The 20,614-nt window shown below is 67.4% G+C and carries 17 protein-coding genes; 11 read left to right on the top strand and 6 right to left on the bottom strand.

Annotation, left to right across the window (positions count from 1 at the left end):
- The first annotated feature begins 83 nt into the window (after window positions 1-83).
- The 8 genes from NAM01S_RS00545 (at window position 84) to NAM01S_RS00505 (ending at window position 9,800) form a co-directional block, all read left to right on the top strand.
- Entirely contained in the window at window positions 84-1,355 is a 1,272-nt protein-coding gene (locus NAM01S_RS00545; RefSeq protein WP_253798084.1) for a GlnX family signal transduction membrane protein, read from the top strand.
- Entirely contained in the window at window positions 1,352-2,320 is a 969-nt protein-coding gene (locus NAM01S_RS00540) for a glutamate ABC transporter substrate-binding protein (protein WP_067778018.1), read from the top strand. Before NAM01S_RS00545 ends, NAM01S_RS00540 begins: the two co-directional genes overlap by 4 nt.
- A complete protein-coding gene (locus NAM01S_RS00535) occupies window positions 2,317-3,501 on the top strand; it encodes a hypothetical protein (protein ID WP_067778017.1) in 1,185 nt (394 codons plus the stop codon). The genes NAM01S_RS00540 and NAM01S_RS00535 overlap by 4 nt, the downstream gene beginning before the upstream one ends.
- A complete protein-coding gene (locus tag NAM01S_RS00525) occupies window positions 3,498-5,897 on the top strand; it encodes a serine/threonine-protein kinase (RefSeq protein ID WP_084482223.1) in 2,400 nt (799 codons plus the stop codon). Before NAM01S_RS00535 ends, NAM01S_RS00525 begins: the two co-directional genes overlap by 4 nt.
- A 299-nt stretch (window positions 5,898-6,196) precedes the next feature.
- Window positions 6,197-7,282, top strand: coding sequence for a phosphatase (locus NAM01S_RS00520; protein WP_253798082.1), 1,086 nt, complete (start codon window positions 6,197-6,199; stop codon window positions 7,280-7,282).
- 22 nt (window positions 7,283-7,304) lie between these two features.
- Window positions 7,305-8,591, top strand: a complete 1,287-nt coding sequence (locus NAM01S_RS36965) for a vWA domain-containing protein (protein WP_067778014.1) — start codon at window positions 7,305-7,307, stop codon at window positions 8,589-8,591.
- Entirely contained in the window at window positions 8,591-9,238 is a 648-nt protein-coding gene (locus NAM01S_RS00510; protein WP_067778013.1) for a double zinc ribbon and FHA domain-containing protein, read from the top strand. Before NAM01S_RS36965 ends, NAM01S_RS00510 begins: the two co-directional genes overlap by 1 nt.
- 19 nt (window positions 9,239-9,257) lie before the next feature.
- Window positions 9,258-9,800, top strand: a complete 543-nt coding sequence (locus NAM01S_RS00505) for an AAA family ATPase (RefSeq protein WP_067778012.1) — start codon at window positions 9,258-9,260, stop codon at window positions 9,798-9,800.
- Window positions 9,801-9,858: 58 nt separating this feature from the next.
- Here the strand turns inward: NAM01S_RS00505 and NAM01S_RS00500 are convergent, their stop codons facing one another.
- Window positions 9,859-10,185, bottom strand: coding sequence for an ArsR/SmtB family transcription factor (locus tag NAM01S_RS00500; protein ID WP_084482220.1), 327 nt, complete (start codon window positions 10,183-10,185; stop codon window positions 9,859-9,861).
- 78 nt (window positions 10,186-10,263) lie between these two features.
- Window positions 10,264-12,078: an MFS transporter gene (locus NAM01S_RS00495; protein ID WP_157107527.1), complete on the bottom strand. Its 1,815-nt coding sequence runs from the start codon at window positions 12,076-12,078 to the stop codon at window positions 10,264-10,266.
- 19 nt (window positions 12,079-12,097) lie between these two features.
- Between NAM01S_RS00495 and NAM01S_RS00490 the strand changes: the two genes are divergently transcribed.
- On the top strand, window positions 12,098-12,604 hold the full coding sequence (locus tag NAM01S_RS00490; protein ID WP_067778009.1) for a MarR family winged helix-turn-helix transcriptional regulator: 507 nt from the start codon (window positions 12,098-12,100) through the stop codon (window positions 12,602-12,604).
- A 77-nt stretch (window positions 12,605-12,681) separates the two neighbouring features.
- On the opposite strand, the gene NAM01S_RS00485 is transcribed toward NAM01S_RS00490, so the two are convergent.
- Window positions 12,682-13,536 carry a sulfurtransferase gene (locus NAM01S_RS00485; RefSeq protein ID WP_067778008.1) on the bottom strand — a complete coding sequence of 285 codons (855 nt, stop codon included), beginning with the start codon at window positions 13,534-13,536 and terminating at the stop codon, window positions 12,682-12,684.
- Between the two features lie 175 nt (window positions 13,537-13,711).
- Between NAM01S_RS00485 and NAM01S_RS00480 the strand changes: the two genes are divergently transcribed.
- Window positions 13,712-14,410, top strand: a complete 699-nt coding sequence (locus NAM01S_RS00480; RefSeq protein ID WP_067778007.1) for an HAD family hydrolase — start codon at window positions 13,712-13,714, stop codon at window positions 14,408-14,410.
- A gap of 54 nt (window positions 14,411-14,464) precedes the next feature.
- Here NAM01S_RS00480 and NAM01S_RS00475 read toward each other — a convergent pair whose 3' ends face one another.
- The 3 genes from NAM01S_RS00475 to NAM01S_RS00465 form a co-directional block, all read right to left on the bottom strand.
- On the bottom strand, window positions 14,465-15,274 hold the full coding sequence (locus tag NAM01S_RS00475; RefSeq protein WP_067778006.1) for a TauD/TfdA dioxygenase family protein: 810 nt from the start codon (window positions 15,272-15,274) through the stop codon (window positions 14,465-14,467).
- Entirely contained in the window at window positions 15,271-16,332 is a 1,062-nt protein-coding gene (locus NAM01S_RS00470) for an L-tyrosine/L-tryptophan isonitrile synthase family protein (protein WP_253798078.1), read from the bottom strand. Before NAM01S_RS00470 ends, NAM01S_RS00475 begins: the two co-directional genes overlap by 4 nt.
- Window positions 16,333-17,024: 692 nt before the next feature.
- Window positions 17,025-18,236, bottom strand: a complete 1,212-nt coding sequence (locus NAM01S_RS00465; protein ID WP_067778004.1) for a cation:proton antiporter — start codon at window positions 18,234-18,236, stop codon at window positions 17,025-17,027.
- A 202-nt stretch (window positions 18,237-18,438) separates the two neighbouring features.
- Here NAM01S_RS00465 and NAM01S_RS00460 point away from each other — a divergent pair, with 202 nt between their 5' ends.
- Window positions 18,439-20,523: an NAD(P)/FAD-dependent oxidoreductase gene (locus NAM01S_RS00460; protein WP_307188651.1), complete on the top strand. Its 2,085-nt coding sequence runs from the start codon at window positions 18,439-18,441 to the stop codon at window positions 20,521-20,523.
- Window positions 20,524-20,614: the final 91 nt, after the last annotated feature.

Below are 20,614 nucleotides of genomic sequence, written 5' to 3'. Positions count from 1 at the left end.
AAAGGCAAGGGAGAGCGGATCGCAGCGGCCTACCGTACTATCGCGTGCGGAGACACCGGCCGGGTAGATGAAGGGGGGACGGTGTGGGACCTCGCCTTCCGGCGACCGCGCGCGACGGGGCGGCGTGGGTGCGGCGCTTCGCGCGCACGACACCGGGACTGATCGGCGCGCTCGCACTGGCGACGATGGCGCTGTGCCTGCTCGCCGGATTCACCGGCTCGAACCAGTTGAGCGGGAAGCTCGACCGCCGCGACGCCGCCTTGGCTCGCACCGAGCCGCTCGCCTACACGGCGCAGAACCTCTACGTCTCGCTCTCGGCGGCCGACGCCGCCGCGGCCGAGGCGTTCCTGACCGGTGGCATCGAAACGCCGCAGGTGCGCGCACGCTACCAGCAGGCACTCGCCGACGCGGCCGACGCGCTGGCCCAGGCCACCGCAGGCGCCTCCGACGAGCGCACCCGCCGCATCGTGGCGGCCATCAGCGCCGAATTGCCCGCCTACACCGGCCTCGTCGAGACGGCGCGGGCGAACAACCGGCAAGGTTTCCCCGTCGGCTCGGCGTACCTGCGCGAAGCCTCCGAGGTCATGCAGGATTCGCTGTTGAAGAACGCCGAGGAGCTCAGCGCCCTCCGCTTCGCGGCCGTGCACGAGGATCAGCGGGCGATCGGCGCGCTGCCGTTCACCACGATCACGGCCCTGCTGCTGGTGCTGTTCGCCTGTGGCGCGGGCTCTTTCGTCCTGTCGCGCCGCACCAACCGGCGAGTCAACCCCGGGCTCGTCGCCGCGGCGACGGCGACCGGGGTCGCGCTGCTGTGGACCGTACTGGCGACCTCGGTGGCCGCCACGGCACTGGAGACCGGCGACGACGGCGCGGCCGTCCGCTTCCAAACCCTCGCCGAGGCAAGGATTCTGGCGCAGCAGGCCCGCACGGCCGAGACATTGCAACTGATCACCCGCGGTGACATAGCCGCGGGCGAGGAGACGTTCACCCGCCACACCGCGGCGCTGCGCGACCGACTCGTGACGGTCACCGGCCCGGATTCGCCCGCGGCCCTGCGTTTCGAGGGCTGGACCGTGGGCCATCGCCGCCAGCTCGCGGCGTATCAGGCGGCCGACTATCCGGCGGCCGTCGACCAAGCCATCGGCACCGGGCCGGAGACCTCGGCGACCCGGTTCGCCCAACTCGACGAATCGTTGCGCGCCGATGTGCAGCGGGTGCGCAGCGACCTGCGCGGCGGTGTCGACGCCGCGGGTGACGCGCTGAGCTGGAGCCCCTCCGGCGTTTTGCTGCTGATGCTGTTCGCGGCGGGCGCCGCGGTCGTCGGATTGTGGCCGCGGCTGAAGGAGTTCCTGTGACAAGACGGCTCTTCGCGCTGGTCGCCGCCCTGGCCGCGCTCGGTCCGCTGGTCGCGTGCAGCACCGACGCCTCGGTGCCCGCGTCACCGCCCGCGGCCGCGGTGAATCCGGCCCCGCCCGAGTTCGCCGAGATCACCACGCCCGGGCAGGCCGAGGACGAGTGCGATGCCGAGGCCAGCCTGCGCCCCGGCCCGCTGCCGCCGCCGGGCGTGATGCCCGCGGGCTCGCCGATGGCCGCGATCGTGGCCAACGGCCGGATCCGGGTCGGCGTCGACCAGAACACCTACCTGTTCGGCTTCCGCAATCCCACCACGAACGAGATCGAGGGCTTCGACATCGATATCGCCAGGGAGATCGCGCGGGCGCTGTTCGGCGACCCGAACCGGATCGAACTGCGCTCGGTGACCGCCGAGGAACGCATCTCCGCGCTGCGCGAGAACAAGGTCGACCTGATCGTGCGCACCTTCTCGGCCACCTGCGAACGCCGCCGCGACGTCGACTTCTCCGCCGTGTACTACCGTGCGGCGCAGCGGATTCTGGCGCCGAAGAACTCCGGCATCCGGTCCGGGGCGGACCTCGGCGGCAAGCGGGTGTGCGTCACCAAGGGCACCACCGCCTCCGGGCCGCTGTTCGCGCTGCCCAAGCGGCTCACGGTGTTCGGCGTCGCCAACTGGACCGACTGCCTTGCCGCGCTGCAACAGGGTCACGTGGATGCGATCAGTGCTGACGACCCCATTCTGTTCGGCCTCGTCGCTCAGGACCGGAACCTCGAGGTGGTCGGCGAACCAATCGGGACCGGCGCCTACGCGGTCGGCGTGGCGAAGGGCGCACCCGATCTGGTGCGCTTCGTCAACGCGGTGCTCGAACGGATCCGCACCGACGGCACCTGGCAGCGCATCTACGCCGCGCGGCTCAGCGCGCTCGGTCCCTCGCCAGGCCCGCCGGAAACCCGGTACACCACGTGAGCCGGGTGATCATGCAGCCACGCACCCTTGCCGAGATCGACAGCGAATTGGCCGCCCGCGGCGCAGAATTCGACGCGATCGCCGCCACCATGCTGGAACTGGACCGGCATCCCGGACTGACCCTGCTGCGCGGCTTTCCGCCCACCGGTCTCACCGAGCGCCGGTGGACGCCGATCCGCGCCGAGCTGGACCTGATGTGGCAGGACTTCGCCAGGCTGAAAACCATCCTCGACTCGGCGCGCACCGTGCGCGGCACCCGGTCGCGGCTTGACGCCGAGGCGCGCGCGGAACTGACCACGCTGCTGTACGGGCGGCCGCACGAGGCCTCGCGCACACCGATTCCGTTGGCGCAGCGGTCGCTGACCGGACCCGGCGAACAGGTGTTGTTCGTCGGCGTGGCCGACACGGTGGATCGCATGCGCGCGACCTTTCCCCGGATCGCCGCCTTCCTCGACGAGGTCGGCGCGGTCAACGACCGGGTGCTGTCCGGGCTCGCGCCGCTCCAGGACCGGCTGGACCGCGCGGGCGCGGGCACCGCCGAACTACGGGACATCGGTGCGGCCATCGCCGAGCTGTTGCGTCGCTCGGCCACCGATCCGCTGGCGTTGACACCGCCCGAGATCGACGCCCGCCTCGCCGATATCGGCGCGCGCCTGGACCGCGCTGCCGACGTGCTCGCCGAGCTGACGTCGATCACCGCGAACTGGGATGCGGCCGTGGCGGCGACCCGTGACCGGCTGACCGTGCTCGCCGAGACCGAGGCCCGTGCCGATCGCGTGCGTGCGGAAGCCGAACACAAGATCCGCACCGGGCCGCTGCCGTCGCCCGGCACGGAACACAAGGAACTCGACGCCGAACTGGCCGCCCTCGCCGCCCGATCCGGCGCGGCGGCGGAACTGCTGCACCTGCGCCGCCGGATCGCTACGGCGACGAACGCGGCCGCCGACGCGGCCGAGCTCGCCCAGGGCTTGCTGGACCGCCGCGCCGAGCTGCGCGGCCGACTCTCCGCGTATCGGGCCAAGGCGGCCAGGCTGGCGCTCGCCGAGGACGACGAGCTCTCGGCGAGCCATCGGATCGCGACCGAACTGCTCGCGCACCGGCCTTGCGATCTCGCGGCGGCCGCCCGCGCGGTCGCCGACTACCAGCAGATCGTCGCGCGGAAATCGGGGAGGAGATCATGACCTGCACCGAGCCAGGCTGTGGCGGGGCCGTCGAGGACGGTTATTGCACGGTGTGTGGGACCGCACCGGTTGCCGTCGGCGCGACGGCCGGGCAGTCGGCGGGCGCCGCGGCACCCGTATCAGGGCAGTCCGGGGGCGCCACGCTGGTTGCCACGGCACCCGAATCAGGGCGGTCGACGGCACCCGGGAACGCCAACACCTGCGCGGAACCGGGCTGCGGCGGAACGATATCCGGCGGCTACTGCGAGACGTGCGGCACCGCGCCCGCCGCGCCCGTCGCCGCCTCGGCACGCACGTCCGCGGGCACCGCGCGGGGATCGGCGCGCTCGGTACGGACCGGACGGTCGACTTCGTCCAAGCCCAGCGCGCGCGGACGGCTCGGCGCGGGCATGGTCGAGGTGCCTCGGGTGCCGAGGATCCACCCCACTTCGGCCGTTCTCGCCGACCCGATGGTCGCCGAGTCGAAGCGTTTCTGCGGCGCCTGCGAACGACCGGTCGGCCGCGGCCGGGACGGTGTGCCCGGCCGCACCGAGGGCTTCTGCCCGAACTGCGGCGCCCGATTCTCCTTCGCCCCCAAGCTGAGCGCGGGCGACCTGGTCGGCGGCCAGTACGAGGTGGTCGGTTGCCTCGCGCACGGCGGGCTCGGCTGGATCTACCTGGCCACCGACCGCAATGTCGGCAACCGCTGGGTGGTGCTCAAGGGTCTGCTCAACTCCGGCGATCTGGACGCCATGGCGGCGGCCCTCGCCGAGAAGCGGTTCCTCGCCGAGGTCGAGCATCCGAGCATCGTCAAGATCTTCAACTTCGTCGAACACGCCGGGCCCGATGGCGTCGCGGTCGGCTACATCGTCATGGAGTTCGTCGGCGGCACCTCGCTCAAGCAGATCCTGCGCGATCGGCGCGACACCGACGGCGGATACCTGCCGGTACCGCAAGCCATCGCCTACATTCTGGAGATGCTGCCCGCACTCGGCTACCTGCACTCGCTCGGTCTCGCCTACTGCGACTTCAAGCCCGACAACGTGATGCAGACCGACGAGCAACTCAAGCTCATCGATCTCGGCGCGGTGATCGCCATGGACGATCAGGACAGCGCCATCTACGGCACCATCGGGTATCAGGCGCCCGAGATCGCCGCCACCGGTCCGACCGTCGCGACCGAGGTGTACACGGTCGGCCGCACGCTCGCGGTGCTGATCATGCACGTCCCGCAGGAGAACGGGCATTTCGGCGCGCTACCGGGGCCCGCCGCCGAGCCCCTGCTCGCACGCTACGACTCGCTGCACCGGTTCCTGGCGCGCGCCACGGACGCCGATCCCGAGGCCAGGTTCGCCTCGATGGAAGAGGTGGCCGATCAGCTGACCGGCGTGCTGCGCGAGGTGCTCAGCGCCGACGACGCGGTACCGCGTCCCGGCATGTCGGCGTATTTCGGGCCGCCGCGCGCGGTCTTCGGTATCGGTGTCGACGTGGCGGTCGCGCCGGAGGACATCGTGGCCGGTCTGCCGGTGCCGCTGGTCGATCCGGGCGACAGCGGCGCCGCGCTGCTCGCCACGACGGCGGGAACGACGCCCGGCGAACTGGAGCGCGCTTTCGCGGACGGGCTGCGTTCGGTGGTCACCGGGCGCGGCGAATCGGTGGAGATCCCGTTGCGCCTGGTGCGCGCCGCGCTCGACACCGGTGACCCGGCCGAGGCCGAGCGAAGACTCACCGAGCTCGCCGACCGATTGCCCGGCGACTGGCGGCTTGCCTGGTACCGCGGACAAGCCAGGCTACTCGCCGGCGATTTCGCCGCCGCCCGCGCCGAATTCGATGCCGTGTACGCGGCGCTGCCCGGGGAACCGGCGCCCAAGCTCGCGCTGGCCGCCGTCGCCGAACTCACCGCCGACGGCGCCGCGGCAGGGCGCTACTACGACACCGTCTGGCGGACCGACCGCGCCTTCGCCGCCGCGGTGTTCGGTCTGGCGCGGGTGCGCCGCCGCGCGGGCGACCGAGACGGCGCGGTCGCGGCCCTAGACCAAGTGGATCGGTCCTCGTCGCTGTACACCGACGCGCGCGTGGCCGCGGTGGACGCGCTGCTCGCCGAACGCGGACCCGCCGAGCTGACCGAGGCGGTACTCCGTGACGCGGGCGGTCGGGTCGACGCGCTGGCGCTCGATTCCAAACGCCGTGGCGCACAGGTGCGGATGCGGGTGCTGGACGCCGCGCTGGCCTGGCTCGACGGCGGCAGAGCGGCGACGAACCACGCGCCACTGCTAGGCGTCCCGTTCGACCAGGAGGGCGTGCGCACCGGATTGGAGCGCTGCTTCCGCGACCTGGCGCGCGAGACCGACGACATGTGGACCCGTTTCGAGTTGGTCGACCGCGCCAACGCCATTCGCCCGAGGACCACGCTGTGAACCGGGACCAGCCTGCCGACCCGGGTGAGCCCACCCCGTCCACCCCGCATCGGCCTCCCGCCGAGCCGGACCGCCCCACCGAGCCGCGCCAACCGGTCGCACCTGACCAACCGACCGAGCCCGTCCGATCCGAAGCGACCGGCCATCCCCCCGCTCCCGACCAACCCGCCACGCCAACCATCACCGGGGCAACCAACCCTACGGAGCCGGGCAGTTCGGCGGAGACAGAAAGCCCCACCGACCCCAGCGCGACCCCACCCGACCCGACTTCGACCGTGAGTGCCTACGTGACCCCACCTGTGAGCGAAGCTCCGACCCATCCGGCGGACACCGTGCCGACCATGCCCTTGGCGAAACCCGCCGAACCGCCGAGCGTTTCGCCGCGTTGCCCCGGTTGCCGGGAGCGCGTCTCGAGCACCGACCGGTACTGCGAGGCCTGCGGGCGTGAACTGGGCGCGCGCCGAGTCGCGTTGCCGCATCCGGAGTCCGAGTCGGCGACACCGCGGCCGTGCGACGCCTGCGGCGCGCAGGACTACGACCCGGACGGGTACTGCCGCGGCTGCGGCCAATTGCGTGCTCCGCGTGATCGTTTCGAGGCCGACCTGGGCGCGGTGTGCGTGGTCACCGACCGCGGCATCGCGCACGCGCGCAACGAGGACTCGGTCGCCGCCGCCGTGGTGGACGGCGGGGCGGGACCGAGTGCCGTCGTCATCGTGGTGTGCGACGGCGTGTCCACCTCCGAGGATCCGCAGGCGGCCTCCGGCACGGCCTCCCGGTCTGGCGTGGACGCCACTCTCGCCGCGCTGGCCGAAGGACAAGACGCCCCCGACGCCGCGCTGGCCGGACTCGCCGCCGCGGCGCAGGCGGTGCGCGATATCGCGGTGCACGAGAGCCACGCGCCCTCCTGCACGTACGTCTCGGCCATCGTGCGCGGCTACGACGCCGACACGGTCGAGATCACGGTGGCGAATGTCGGTGACAGCCGCGGGTATTGGCTCGTCCCCGCGCCCGGCGCGCCCGACATCCCGCCCTCGCAGCGGCTCACCGTGGACGACTCCTGGGCCCAGGCCCTCGTCGACGCGGGCGCCATGGACGAGCAGGCCGCCATGAAGGACCCGAGGGCGCACACCCTGTTGCGCTGGCTCGGCGCGGACTCGGGGGATCGGCCGTGGTCGGACACCTGCGTGCGGGTCTTCCGCACCCGCGGCCCCGGCTTGCTGCTGCTGTGCAGCGACGGCCTGTGGAACTACCAGCCGGACGCCCACGCGCTCGCCGCACTCGCGACCGCCGCGGAGCCGATGCAGGCGGCCCGCGATCTCGCCGAGTTCGCGCTGCGCAGCGGGGGCAGCGACAACATCACCGTCGCGCTCGCGCGGGTGCCCTGATCGACCAGCCAGGAGAAGTACTGTGAATTCTGTTGCCCCCAACGGCATCTCGGTGGTCGTCGACCAGAACGAGTACCTCGCGGAAGGTGCGGGCACGGTCGACGCGGTGGTCTCGGTGGAGACCGGCCCCGAATTCGTCGCCGCTGGTCCGCCGCCGGAGCGGGTGGAGATCCTGATCATCGACAGCTCGGGGTCGATGGGCAACGGCAAGAAGCTCGAAGGCGCCCGCCGCGCCGCCATGGCCGCGCTCGACGCGCTACCCGACGGCACCCGCTTCGCGATCGTGCAGGGCACGTCCATGGCCCGCCTGGTCTTTCCCACCGATGTGCCCTCGGTGCCCGCGGACGCGACCACGCGCGCGGCGGCGCGCCGCAAGCTCGACAAATTGCGCGCCGACGGCGGCACCGCCATGGGCACCTGGCTCGGCTTGGCCCGGCAACTGGCGACCAAGCACGAGGGCGCCATGGTGCACGCGATCCTGCTCACCGACGGCAAGAACGAGCACGAATCGCCGGAGTCCCTCGCCGCCGAGATCGCCCAGTCCGAGGGCATGTTCACCTGCGACTGCCGTGGCGTCGGAACCGATTGGCGGGTGGACGAATTGCGGGCCATCGCCTCGGCGCTGCACGGCACCGTCGACATCGTCGCCGATCCGGCGCACCTGGCCGCGGACTTCGCGGCCATGACGCAAACCTCGATGGCCAAGGCGATTCCCGAACTGACACTGCGGGTCTGGACTCCGGCCGGCGCGACGGTGCGCTTCGTCAAGCAGGTCGCGCCAGCCATCGAGGACCTGACGGCTCGCCGCGTCGAAGCGGGCCCGCAGGTGGGGGAGTATTCGCTCGGCGCGTGGGGTGCGGAGGAGCGCGATTACCACGTGCAGGTGCGGGTGGAGCCCGCCGCGCCGGGTCGAGAGAAGCTGGCGGCGCGGGTCAGTGTGCTCGCGGGCGACGAGGTCGTCGGACAGGGTCTGGTGCGGGCGGTGTGGACCACCGAGACGGAGTTGTCGGCCCGGATCAGCAGGCGCGTCGCGCATTACACCGGTCAGGCCGAGCTCGCCGACGCCGTGCAGGAGGGACTGGCGGCCCGAAAGAACGGTGACGTGGAGACCGCGACGGCCAAACTGCGGCGCGCGGTTCAACTCGCCGCCGAGTCGGGCAACGAGAGCACCGCGAAGCTGCTACGCGGTGTGGTCGAGGTGGACGAGCGCAACGGCACGGTGCGGCTGCGGTCGCGCGTCGCGGCCGAGGACGAGATGGCACTGGACGCCCGCTCCACCAAGACGGCGCGGGTACGCAAGGAGTCCTGATGGTCACCTGCCCGGAGGGACACGAGTCGGCGGCGGCCGACTACTGCGATGTGTGCGGAGCGCCGATCGGCGCGGCGCCGACGGCGGTCGCCGCGCCGCGCTGCCCGGCCTGTGGCGCGCCGAGCGGCGGCCGCTTCTGCGAGGCGTGCGGGCTCGATTCGGCGCTGCCCGCACCGGAACCCGCTCCGCGCGAACCCGATACGGAGGTCGCCGATTCGGCCGATGTGCGGCCACCGACCGTCACCTGGGTCGCCACCGTCACCGCCGATCGCGCCTTCTACGACCGCGTGCTTGCGCGCGAAGGCCCCGACGCGGATCGCGTGGAGTTCCCCGCGTACTACCCGCCGCGCCGAATCATTCTGCACGGCAGCGAGATCCTGATCGGCAAACGCAGCGTCTCGCAGGGTCTGCACCCCGACATCGATCTCGGCATCGCGCCCGCCGACGCGGGCGTCTCGCGGGCGCACGCGCTGCTGCACCTGACCCCGACCGGCCTCACCGTCACCGATCTCGGCTCCACCAACGGCACCAGCCTCAACGACAGCGACGACCTGATCCCGGCGGAGCAGCCGGTGGCGCTGCGCAGCGGCGACCGCGTCCACGTCGGGGCGTGGACCACGATCACCCTCACCGTGGAACCTGCCTGAGGTCTGCGATCATGGCCGGATGGCCTCCGCTGTCTATCTGATCACCGGTATCCAAGCCGCGGGCAAATCGTCGGTGGCACAGGCGCTTGCCGAACGCCTGCCCCGCTCGGCGCACGTGCGCGGCGACACCTTTCGCAGGTTCGTGGTGAACGGTCGCGCGGAGATGGGTCCGGAACCGTCCGCGGCCGCCCTCGATCAGCTGCGTTTGCGCCACCGGCTCGCCGCGTCGGTCGCCGACGAATACGCCGCCGCGGGATTCACCGCGATCCTGCAAGACGTGGTGCTCGGCGAGTTCCTGCCCTACACCGTCGACCGGATCCACACCGACCCGCTGTACGTAGTGGTGCTCGCGCCGAGCCGCGACGCGATCGCCGCCCGCGAGGCGGCCCGCGACAAGAACGCCTACGACACGTTCACCGTGGCGGCCCTGGACGCCGTGCTGCGCGACAGCACACCCCGGCTCGGTCTATGGCTCGACACCTCGAACCTGACCGTCCCCGAGACCGTCGACGCCATCCTCGACACCGCCCGCCCGATCGTGCGGGTATCGCCGGGTGCCTGAGACCCCGGCGGCGATCGCACTTTGGCTGCGCCCTCGGGAAGCGAAAGTCCCGGCAGGACTACGCGACGGCATTGTCGGCGGCCAGCGTGCGGGCGAGTCCGATCAGTTCGCGGATGCGGGGATCGGCGACGCGGTACCGCAGGATGCGGCGCTCGCGGCGGACCAACACGTACCCGCAGGTGACGAGCAAAGACAGGTGCACGGACACACGGGGTTGCGAAATACGCACGTGCGCTTTACATTCCGCAGCCGTGCGCTCATTCTCCATGATGAATTCCAGCAGTCTCAACCGGGTCGGGTCGGAGAGCGCCCGGAAGAATCGAACTGCCGGATCGGACGGTGGGCAGCCACCGGGTGTGTCTCGCTCGGTACAGAGGTCGGGCATGAGCGGCGTCCTTGGCATGAGTCGTGCGTTGCCAGTGGGGCCCGCGTCGGTTTGTCACAGGCCCCGCCGGGTGGCGTGCTAGCGGGCAGCTGCGACGGGTGACGGTCTCGCTTCGTCGCGCGATCGCCCGCCTCGTGGCAGCAGGAAGACCAGGCCGAAGACCACTATCAGCGTGGCGACGCCCGCGCCCAGCGTCGCGGCGAAAGCGCCCGAGAAGTTCTCGCCGCGAGCGGTTTCGCCGGCTCTGGTCAGCACGCGCTCGATCGGTTCAGCGGTCGCCGAGGAACGGCAGCTGTCCGGTACCGCGCTTGGGTCATGAGATGCCGACCGGTCGTGCACGCAGACGCGGAAGCCGGTCACTATGTCGTCTCGAACGGGTGCCGGAATGCCCGCTGCGCTCAGGTCTGAGCGCAGCGTCGGCACCGCGGTGTCAGCGCCGCGCACTGAGTTGTCCTCCAAGACTGTGAAGAACAGCACACCTGCGAGTGCGACGCCAAGCGCCATCCCCAATTGCTGTCCGGTATTCAGCAATCCCGACGCGGAACCCGCATCGACGGCGGGAGTCTCGGCGAGGACCACTTCCATGGTCGAGGCGAACATCATGCCGAATCCGACACCGGTGAACACGAGCACCGCGGCCATGGGTCCCGTATCGACATCGGCGCCGTAATATGCGGAGAGCCAGGCATACAGGCCGAAGCCCATCGCGTTGATCAGTGCGCCCGCCAGGAGCACCCCGCGACCGAATCGCGGTACGAGCACCTCCATGGATGATCCGGCGCCGATACCGGCGCCGACCGCGAACGTGGCGGCAACCAGCCCGGCGTGCAGCGCCGTCCAGCCCAGACCTGCCTGCATATAGAGGGTCCACACCACAAAGAACCCACCCATGGCGACATTGAACAGCAGCCAGACGAGCAGGCCCGCGGTGAACGACCGGAGCCGGAACAGGCCGAGTACCACCAGCGGCGAGCCGACGAGCCGGGTCCGGCGGCGCTCGAATGCCACGAAGAGCCCGAAGGCGGCGAACGATAAGCCCATCGAGAGAAACGTCCAAGCGGGCCAGTCCAGTCGGCGACCCTCGATGAGTGGATAGACGAGCAAGGTCACCGCGATGATAGCCAAGACCATGCCGATCGGATCGAGGCGTGGTGCGGACTCGGAGCGGGACTCGGGAATCAAGATCCGGCCCGCGACGAGCGCTGCGATCCCGACCGGGATATTGATCAAGAAGATCGGTCGCCAGGACAAGCCGAACAGGTCCAGTTCGATGAGTCCACCGCCGATCACCATGCCCGCGACTGCCGCTAGTCCACTGATGCCGCCGAAGATGCCGATCGCACGCTGACGCTCACCCGGCGGGAAAGTGGCCTGGACGATCGAAAGAACCTGGGGCACCATCAATCCCGCCATAGCGCCTTGGAGCAGGCGAGCCCCGATCAGCAGCTCGGGGCTGGTCGAGAGGCCGCAGAGCGCCGATGCTGCCGTGAAGCCGACGACGCCGAGAAGGAACAGCCTGCGGCGGCCGTAGATGTCGCCGAGTCTGCCGCCGGTGATGAGCAACGCCGCGAAGCCGAGCACGTAGCCGGAGATGGTCCATTCGATCTGGGTGTAGGTAGCGCCGAGATCATGCTGCAGGGTCGGGACGGTGACGTTGACGATCGTCATATCCAGGAGGTCCATGAACGCGGCAACGAGCACCACGATGAACGCGGGCCAAGGGCCGCGACCGGGTGGCGCGGCAAGGGAGGGGCCCGTCTCCGCGGGATCCAGCGTGCGGGTTCGCATAGGTCGTTCGGCCTTTCGAGGAGGTGACGAAATCGAAGAGCAGCACTGCACTCGGAATGATATGCACTCCAGGTGATTATCACTCACTGTGAGTCGAATGATCAAGGGTTATACTGTCGGTGATATGTCTACGACCGGCGATCACACGCACATCGGGCTGAACGAGCATCCGACCTTCCTGCTCGCCCAGCTGGGTGTCCACACGACCGAGCAATTCGCTGCACGACTCGGGCCCCTGGGAATCCAACCCCGCCATGTGGCCGTGCTCAGCACGCTGCTGGACCGAGACGGGCTCTCACAGCAGCAGCTGTGCGAGTCGCTGCACATCCACCGCAACGTGATGGTCGGCATGGTCGACGACTTGGAGCGGCGCGGTCTCGTGGAGCGCAAGAAGCATCCTGTGCAGCGTCGCGCGCACGCGCTGCATGTGCTTCCCGCCGGACAGCAGTTGCTGCGTGAGGCCGAGCGGATCCTCGACACGTACGAGGCGGAGCTCCTGGATGCATTCGAGACCGAGGAGCGCCGATCCTTGCTCGATCTCCTGCAGCGCCTCGGTGTCCGTAGCGGTGTACGGGCGGCATCGAACCCGGACCGTGGCGCCTGCGCGGCCGGTGATCCAGCGCACGACTGACCACCTCGGCCGCTGCGGCAGACGGATTTCGAGCGTGCCGCTGGGGCACGCTCACGGTCCCACCCAGCCGGTGACGATCAGGTTTCGATCGGTACACCGACGGAACTGCCGTATTCGGCCCAGGATCCGTCGTAATTTCGCACCCCTGGCACGCCCATTATTTCCCGCAGCACGAACCAGGAGTAAGCAGAACGCGCTCCGACCCAGCAGTAGGTAATCACATCGTCGCAGTCGGCGAGACCTGCCTCGACGAAAATCGAGTCCAGCTCGGCGGCCTTCTTGAAGGTGTGATCGGCATTGGCCGCGAGTCGCCAAGGAACATTGACCGCGCCCGGAATGCGTCCCGCGCGTTGACCGCCCATGGCGTTAGGCGACTCGGCCGGAGAGAAAGTTCTCCCCCGGTATTCCTCCGGCTCGCGGGCGTCGATGAACACAGCATGGCCGAGTTTCTCCAGAACATCCGAGCGCAGTGCACGAATCGAACCGTCCTGACCAGGTGAAGTGTAGGTTGTGGTGCCGCGTTCCGGTGTTTCTCGGTTCAGCGGATAGCCGAGCTGTCCCCATTTCGTCCGGCCGCCGTCGAGCACCTTCACACTCGCGTGGCGATACAACCGGAAAAGCCAATACGCAGAAGTGGACCAGATGTTGTTGTCGGCGCTGTAGAGCACGACCAGATCGGTTGCCGCGATCCCTTTGCCCTCCATCAAGCTCTCGAACATTTCCTGGTCAAGCACGCCGATACAGCGGGGATTTCGCAGTTCGGCGGCCCAATCGAGCCAAATGGCGTTGGGGATGTGACCGGCCAGATAGCCGTCGTAGTTCGATTCGAAACCCTGTGGCATGCCTACCTCCACGATGGTCATTCCTGGGTCGTCGAGGTGAGCGCGCAGCCAATCACAGGAGACGAGTGGTGATTCTCCGGTTGTTTCCATTGTCTTCCTTTCGATATTCGTTCAGAGTGTCGATCCCTGTCCGCCGAATCGCCGATGATGGGATTCTCAGGTGGACCTGACTCAGGTCTGGTGGTTTCGGGCCGAACGTGAGATTATTTCGCTTGTCCGGGGAAGTTCGATTCCCGCAGATGCGGGTGAGTGGGGAAGTAGACGCATGCACTTCGCGCCCAAGGCATCGTGTGGCCAGCCGGTACCAGCCGCTTTCGTGGATGTCGATGAAACCTTGGTCCGTGACATCACCTTTCTCTCGCTTTTCGAATTCGACGCGTACCGCGCCACCGGGCGACTCGATGAAGAATTCGATGTGCCGCGCAGCGGGCACGAGAGGATTCGGCAATTCCGAGCGTTGCGCGCGGCCGGACTGGGGCGTGCCCATTCGCATCGCTGGTTCTATCGATCCTGGGCCGGCCGCGACGTCACGGAGGTGCACGAGATCGGACGGGAATGGTTCGCATTCCAATGTGCCGCAATGGACTACTTCAACCACGCTGTGGTCGACCGCCTTGCCGAACTGGCTGCCGGGGGAACCCGAATAGTGCTGGTTTCCGGCTCGTTCGACGCTGCGCTGCGACCGATCGCGGAGCAAGTCGGCGCGGATGCCATGTTGTGCACGGACCTGGAAGTCGTCGACGGCCGGTATACCGGGGCCGTGATGAGGACCATGGTTGGTCCCGACAAGGCGGCCGCTCTGCGCCGCTATGCCGCGGCCACAGGGATCGACCTTCGTGACTGCGCCGCGTTCGGCGACCATCACACCGATATTGCCATGTTCGACCTCGTCGGCCACGCCGTCGTGGTCGGCGACTCCGACCCGCAACTTCGAACCTATCCCGCTGATCGGCTGCCTGGCTGATCTTCCTACTGCCGGATTTCGGAAGAATCTGTCCTGCACGGCTTCACCTGTCCGTCAGATGATTTGAATGCGTTGCAAGTGACGTTCGGTCGACCCGGTGAATGCGTTGCGGCCGTGGAGCAGACCGTGGTTCTCGACGACGACGATGTCGCCGGTCTCCCAATGGTGCGCATAGCAGTACTTTGGATCGCGCAAGCGAACGCGGAGATCGTCCATCACATGCGTCGCGTCCTCCGGCGACAAGCCGTCCACGGTCAGGAACAACGGATTGAGATAACGCGCAGGATCCAGCGGTTCGGCATATCGGATCGTGGTCTCGCCGGTCGTGGGATGGGTGCCCAGCAGCGGCGCGGTCAGCAGGCCACCGTAGTGGGCCAGCTTGTCGGTGCGGTACGTGACGATCGCCTGGGCCCACAACGCTCGCAGTTCTTCGGGCGCCTCGTGAACCACCCGGACCGAGTCGCAGAAGACCGTCTCGCCACCAGCGCCGGAGGGACTGCCTTTGACGCACTGGAAGAGAAAGAACCGCGGGACGTGCGCGGCGAACGCGCCGTCCCAGTGAAACGGCACATCGCCGGAGTCGAACAAGTAATTTTGCGGATCGTCGCGGATGTCCAAGTTCAATACCGAGCCGAAGTCCCACTGCAGGATCTCGCCCGCCACACGGCAATACGACTCCAAGTCCTGCACGCTGAGCAGCCCGAAACCTCGGAGCACCAGCACCTTCGCGGTCAAGGTGGTCGCCAACAGCTCATCGATCGCGATATCGCGCAGGGACATTCCTGAGGTTTCTGCGGTCACCGCCTTCCCGAATGGGTGCAGATCGGTTCCGTCCAAACGGGGATGGCGCAAGCTGTGGGTCATGACTCTCCATCGGTAGGGGTGGCTTCTACGGTCAGCTCGCCGGTGACGATGTCTGGGTTATGGACGACGAAGTGGCTGGGTCGACTGTGCCGCCAAACCAGTCGCGCGCCGAGGGATTCCGCATAGGCGCGCTTGACCAGAGTGAATCCAACGCCGTCGTCGAGCACGACGCCGTGCCACGGCGTCAGCCAGCTGTCCTGGGTGCGCAGCAGGTGGACGCCGATCTTCTCGCCGTGGTGCGTCTGCGGATGAATGGACAGCCGGATCGCGTCCGGAAACACACCGGCTACCAATCCGCTCCACGCTTGGCTGCGCTGTACCACCTCATAGGCCGTCTGCTTCGAACGTAACCGGCGTTGATTCGCGCTCAGCTCCGGCATCAGCGCCGCATTGTCTTCGACCATGAAACGGTGGATGCCGTTGAACATCCGCCGCATCGATTCGCACGTGCGGACCGCTTCCCGGATCGAGTCGATGCCTTCCGAGTACTCCTCGAGTAACAATCGGCGCCGTTCGTCCCACGTGAGATCCGGCATGGCGTCGCGCAGGGCGTACAGGCCGATCGAGCCGCCGCCGGTACTGCGGATGATGCGCTGCAGCTGCGCGCCGTACTCGTCCACATGCTCGTCCGGGATGTGGAGAGAGTCGCTGAAGACATGGCCATCGGAGCAGATCGTGATGACGGCGCCCGGGGCGTAGACCGCCGACACCTGATCGCAGAAAGACTGGAGCGATTCGATCGCGAGAACCTCCGCCATGTCCGGCAACCGGCCAAGCACCTTGCGGCGGTTGCGCGACTTCGCCGGGAACGCGGGTATCACGAAATGAACAGGATGATTCGACTCGATGTAACGGACCACCTTCGACAGATGCGGTGCAAAGCATTCCGCGCAGGGATTCGTTGCGCAAGACTCGCCCGGCGCCGCGCTGCGCCGCCGCCGGAAGACCATGCTCAAAATATGTTCTGCCACAGCGTCATACGATCCAAGCGCTGCTGGGCTGGCATACGCGTCGGGTAGGCAGCCTTCGTCCGAAGGCATCGTCGTAACAGCGTTCATCGGCGTTTCCTTTCGCCGCGTTCCAGGAAGGTCGACGCGGTTCGAGTCGTACATGGCTAGTTGAAGCAGAGCGAAGGCGGTGCTCGATGGCAGGGGATGAGGGCCGTGCCCGCGGCACACAACTGCTTGGGACGACGTATCCCGCTACTTCCAGACCGCTGCTCTTCAGATGGACGGGCGGCCGACGTCATCGGTCGATACGTAAATTCCTACCTGCGAGCGAGTCCGCAACACAGCCACCTTCAAATGGATTGCACCATATTTCTCCGTAAAATTTCTCGGATTTCATGGCGAAATGTCGCTCGCCGATCGGCGAATATCCGAGAAGGAGACGCGACTTTGCGTATGGAGTACATGGAATTCAACAACAACAGGACGAACTCGTAACTTGCATCGTTCCATCATCATTTCCCCCGGTTTACCTCCTCCTTCTGCAATAGTAGCGGCGAGCGCAGGCGGGGGAAATGCGTGTGACACTTGTCACACGACTGCCTCTTTTTATTCGCCCGAGCGAATAATCTGAATCTCTTGGATTTGAGGCCCGCCTCTACCTCCGAACCGGAAAGCGATACCGCTCGCGGTGCTCCTCTGCGGGTACGGAGCCGATCGGGTTGCAAATTCGGCTCGATACGCGGGCCGGATCAAGATTTGCTTGCATCGCCGGACGATACGGCGGGCCGAGAAGATTCTGTTCAGTTCGCGTGCGCGAGCGGTCGGGGCATGCGTGCCACGCCGCACAGTCGAAGCAGCGGTGCGGTCATCGCGGTGGAGAGCAGCGCCATCAGGACCAACAGGGAATACAGGCGCTCGCCGAGGAGGCCGGTCGCCAGGCCGACATTAAGGATCACGAGTTCGGTCAGACCCCTGGTGTTCATCAGGCTCGCGACCGCCGCGGCAGCCCTTCGGTCGATGCCGGTGCACCGTGCCGCGAGATACACGCCGCCGAGCTTGCCGACGAGTGCGGCGCCCATGATCGCCAGTAACTCGCCGATGCTTGCCCGATCCAAGGCACCGAAATCGACTTGGAGGCCGGCGACCACGAAGAAGGCAGGCAGGAAGACGCCGCTTAACAAGCGGACGCCGCCCTCGACGGCGAGCCGGCCGCTTCGAGGAAAGGCGAGGCCGAACACGAACGCACCGAAGATCAGATGGAGTCCCAGCCATTCGGTGGCCATGCCGCATAGCAATGCACCGCAGACCGCCATGAGAAGCATGGTGTTACGCCCAGCGAGCGCGCCGGAGCTCGCGGCTTTGGCCAGAACCGGTCGCGCAACCCACCACAACGTCGCAAGCAGCGGTGCTATAAGCAGCAGCTGCCATCGGGCGCCGAACTCGGGCTGTGCCAGGCCGATCACCACGGCCAAGGCGGACCAGGCCAGCAGGTCGTCCAGCGCGGCGCCTGCCATGCTGACCTGACCGATTCGGGTTCTGAACAGGCCACGATCATGCAAGATGCGCGCGAGGACCGGAAACGCAGTGACCGCGAGCGCACAACCGATGAACAAGGTGAAGCTCAGCCGGTCCGCGCCGCTGTGCCGGGCCAGCGCCCATGGCGCGACCGCGCAGGCCAGCGCGAAGGGGGCGAGGAAGGCCGAAAGGGCCACCGCCGCGACTGGCTTCCGGTGCCCGCCGAGCGCATCGCGATCGATTTCGAGCCCTGCCAGGAACATGAAGATCAGCACTCCCACGTTCGCGAAAGCGCTCAAGTACGAGCGGACCTCATGGGGAAACAGGAAGCCGGATAATTCGGCCCCCAGAATAGTTGGCCCCGCCAGAATTCCGGCCGCGATCTCACCTATTACCGCAGGTTGGCCCATCCGTTCGGCGAGGCTGCCCAGGGTATGCGCACAGATCATGATCAGGACAAGATCGAGTAGCAGGAACAGCGTCTGATTACTTGACAACGTCCGACTCCATTCAAAAGGGAGAAGACCACACACATCCAGAACCCGTGCGCGTGCGCCGAAGAGCCACCGCAATTTCCGGACGAGCGGCGAAGTCGACGAGATACGACTCGGGGGACGATAGCGCACCGGTTGTGTAGCCGGACCTCCATGTGAACTATGGCACAACGCATGGGTACCGCCGAAATGCCACCGAGTCGAGATGGCGCAAAGTTGCACTTTCCTGGCGTGTATCGCACTGTTCTGCGAGCGCGGATTATCGCTACCTTTGGGTTCGAGCCTCCGCTGGCGGAGCGCCGGGGGATCAATCAGCACGGGAGGCTTGTCGATTTTCCACCGCGGCTTCCGGCGGATTCGGCCGCATCAGGAGCGCTCCGTCCCGGGCGTGCTCAGTGGCGACCATGTACCGATCCTCCCACCGCAAGAGCGGGTTCTACACGGCCACAAGCCTTTTACCCCTTCCATCACACGAATCGCTTCAGCAAGAGAGGTATCTTCCATGGCCACACCTATCACTGAGCTCGCTACCGAGTACGACGTCGTGATCATGGGAGGAGGTCCGGCCGGGTCTACGCTCGCGGCGATGCTGTGCCGGGACACCGACCTGCGGGTCGCGGTCTTCGACAAAGAGCAATTCCCCCGCGAGCACATCGGCGAATCGGGTGCCCATCCCCTGGTTCCGGTACTGCAGGCCAGCGGGGCGTTGGAGAAGGTTCTCGCCAGTGAATGCTGGATCCAGAAGTTCGGCGGCATCTATCAGTGGGACACCGACCGCCCGTTCGTGGGGTTCTTCGAGCACGCCGATTTCCTCGTCGATGGGGTGCACCGCTGGTCGATACACGTCAACCGCGCCGAGTTCGACACGGTGCTGCTCGATCATGCGGAATCGTGTGGCGCACAGGTGTTCCAAGGCATACGAGTGGCCTCCTTCGCCCCAGGCACCGACCTCTCGACGGTCTCGCTAGAGGGCGGCACCCAGGTCGGGGCCAGATACTTCGTTGACGCCTCCGGCCGCGCGAATCAGGTAGCCGCCCGCGGATCTCAGCGGGACAGGCAGTGGTTGTCGGAATACCGCAACATCGCCGTCTGGTCGCACTATCGCAACTGCGTTCCGGCGCAGCGAGCCACGGGGAGCTGGAACATCTTCCGCGACGACGATCTTTCGCCCATCTACGCGGTTGCGTTCGAGCACGGTTGGGTCTGGTACATTCCCACCCCGCGACTGGTGGACGGCGCGCGGGAAACGGTGTGGTCCATCGGAATCGTGACGAATCCGGATTCGATCGCGCGGGTCGATCTGCGTGATCCGGAGATCTTCCGCAAGACAATTCAATCGATCCCGGTGCTGCGTGACCTGGTAGCCGACGCCGAACCCATCCGCCCGGAAATGCTGACGGCGACGAACTATTCGCGAGTCAGTGACTGCTTCGGTTCCTACCCCGAACGTTGGATGGCCGTCGGCGACGCCTCGTACTTCGTTGATCCGCTGTTCTCCTCTGGCATGTCCTTCGCGGTGGCTCAGGCGTGGGCGGCAGCGCTGGTGCTGCGCAAGACCTTCGAACCCGGCATTGACGAGCAGACGAAGCACGATCTCTGGCGGGACTACGACGCCGAATGGCGCGGCATGGCGGAGACCTGGGCGCTGAGCATCGATCAGTGGTACCACGAGATCTCTCGATCACACCCGGACAGTCCGTACTGGAGCGCTCAAGGTCGCCGAGTCGGAATCGACGATGCCACTGAAGGCACTTTCCAGGCGCTGTTGAATACCGCCTTGGTGCCGGATCTGCTCAACATCATGACCAAGGGCAGCCGCGACCCCCAAGATCTCGCCACCGAGGGGCCATACATGCGGGCCTTCACTGCTGCCGACGCGATTGAACTCGCACCGGGGGATCTTTTGGCGTTCTCGCCCGAGGCTCGAGTTCGCTCCGGCATCGCCGCTGACATACCGGGGTTCAAGGGGATGTCGGTGCCATTCGAGGTACCGCAGCACGTACGCGAGGGACTCGCCGAATACTGGCGCGATCCGATTGTCAACGCAGACGCAGCACCGTCACCCTTGGCCGACACAGTCGCCTGCCAGCGGTTCTACTCCGATGACAATCCGGCAATCGAAGTGCGGTGCCTCGAGCGCGACGGCGGTCAAGAATTGTGGGAGCTGTTGCGCGGTGGACCGGTGCGCTGGTCCGAACTCGGCAATTCACTTACCGTCCTGCAAGGCCGGGCGCTCAAACGGTTGATCCGCGCTGGACTGGTCGTCGTAACGCCGGATATCGCCGACTAGTGGGGATTCGAGCTGGGAGTGCCTGTGCGCGGCGCCCTCAGTCAAATACTCGGGCTAGGCTGGCGCCATGAGATCGGTGGCGGTGCTCGCG

The sequence above is a fragment of the Nocardia amikacinitolerans NBRC 108937 genome (assembly GCF_001612615.1).
GTDB lineage: Bacteria > Actinomycetota > Actinomycetes > Mycobacteriales > Mycobacteriaceae > Nocardia > Nocardia amikacinitolerans.
The sequence above is the reverse complement of the archived record's forward strand: the minus strand, read 5'-3'. Positions and strand labels throughout refer to the sequence as shown.

Coding starts and splice junctions, on each gene's coding strand:
- NAM01S_RS00525 (WP_084482223.1), top strand. CDS start 3,498: ATGACCTGCACCGAGCCAGGCTGTGGCGGGGCCGTCGAGGACGGTTAT.
- NAM01S_RS00510 (WP_067778013.1), top strand. CDS start 8,591: ATGGTCACCTGCCCGGAGGGACACGAGTCGGCGGCGGCCGACTACTGC.
- NAM01S_RS00505 (WP_067778012.1), top strand. CDS start 9,258: ATGGCCTCCGCTGTCTATCTGATCACCGGTATCCAAGCCGCGGGCAAA.
- NAM01S_RS00500 (WP_084482220.1), bottom strand. CDS start 10,185: ATGCCCGACCTCTGTACCGAGCGAGACACACCCGGTGGCTGCCCACCG.
- NAM01S_RS00490 (WP_067778009.1), top strand. CDS start 12,098: ATGTCTACGACCGGCGATCACACGCACATCGGGCTGAACGAGCATCCG.
- NAM01S_RS00485 (WP_067778008.1), bottom strand. CDS start 13,536: ATGGAAACAACCGGAGAATCACCACTCGTCTCCTGTGATTGGCTGCGC.
- NAM01S_RS00480 (WP_067778007.1), top strand. CDS start 13,712: ATGCACTTCGCGCCCAAGGCATCGTGTGGCCAGCCGGTACCAGCCGCT.
- NAM01S_RS00475 (WP_067778006.1), bottom strand. CDS start 15,274: ATGACCCACAGCTTGCGCCATCCCCGTTTGGACGGAACCGATCTGCAC.
- NAM01S_RS00470 (WP_253798078.1), bottom strand. CDS start 16,332: ATGAACGCTGTTACGACGATGCCTTCGGACGAAGGCTGCCTACCCGAC.
- NAM01S_RS00460 (WP_307188651.1), top strand. CDS start 18,439: ATGGCGCAAAGTTGCACTTTCCTGGCGTGTATCGCACTGTTCTGCGAG.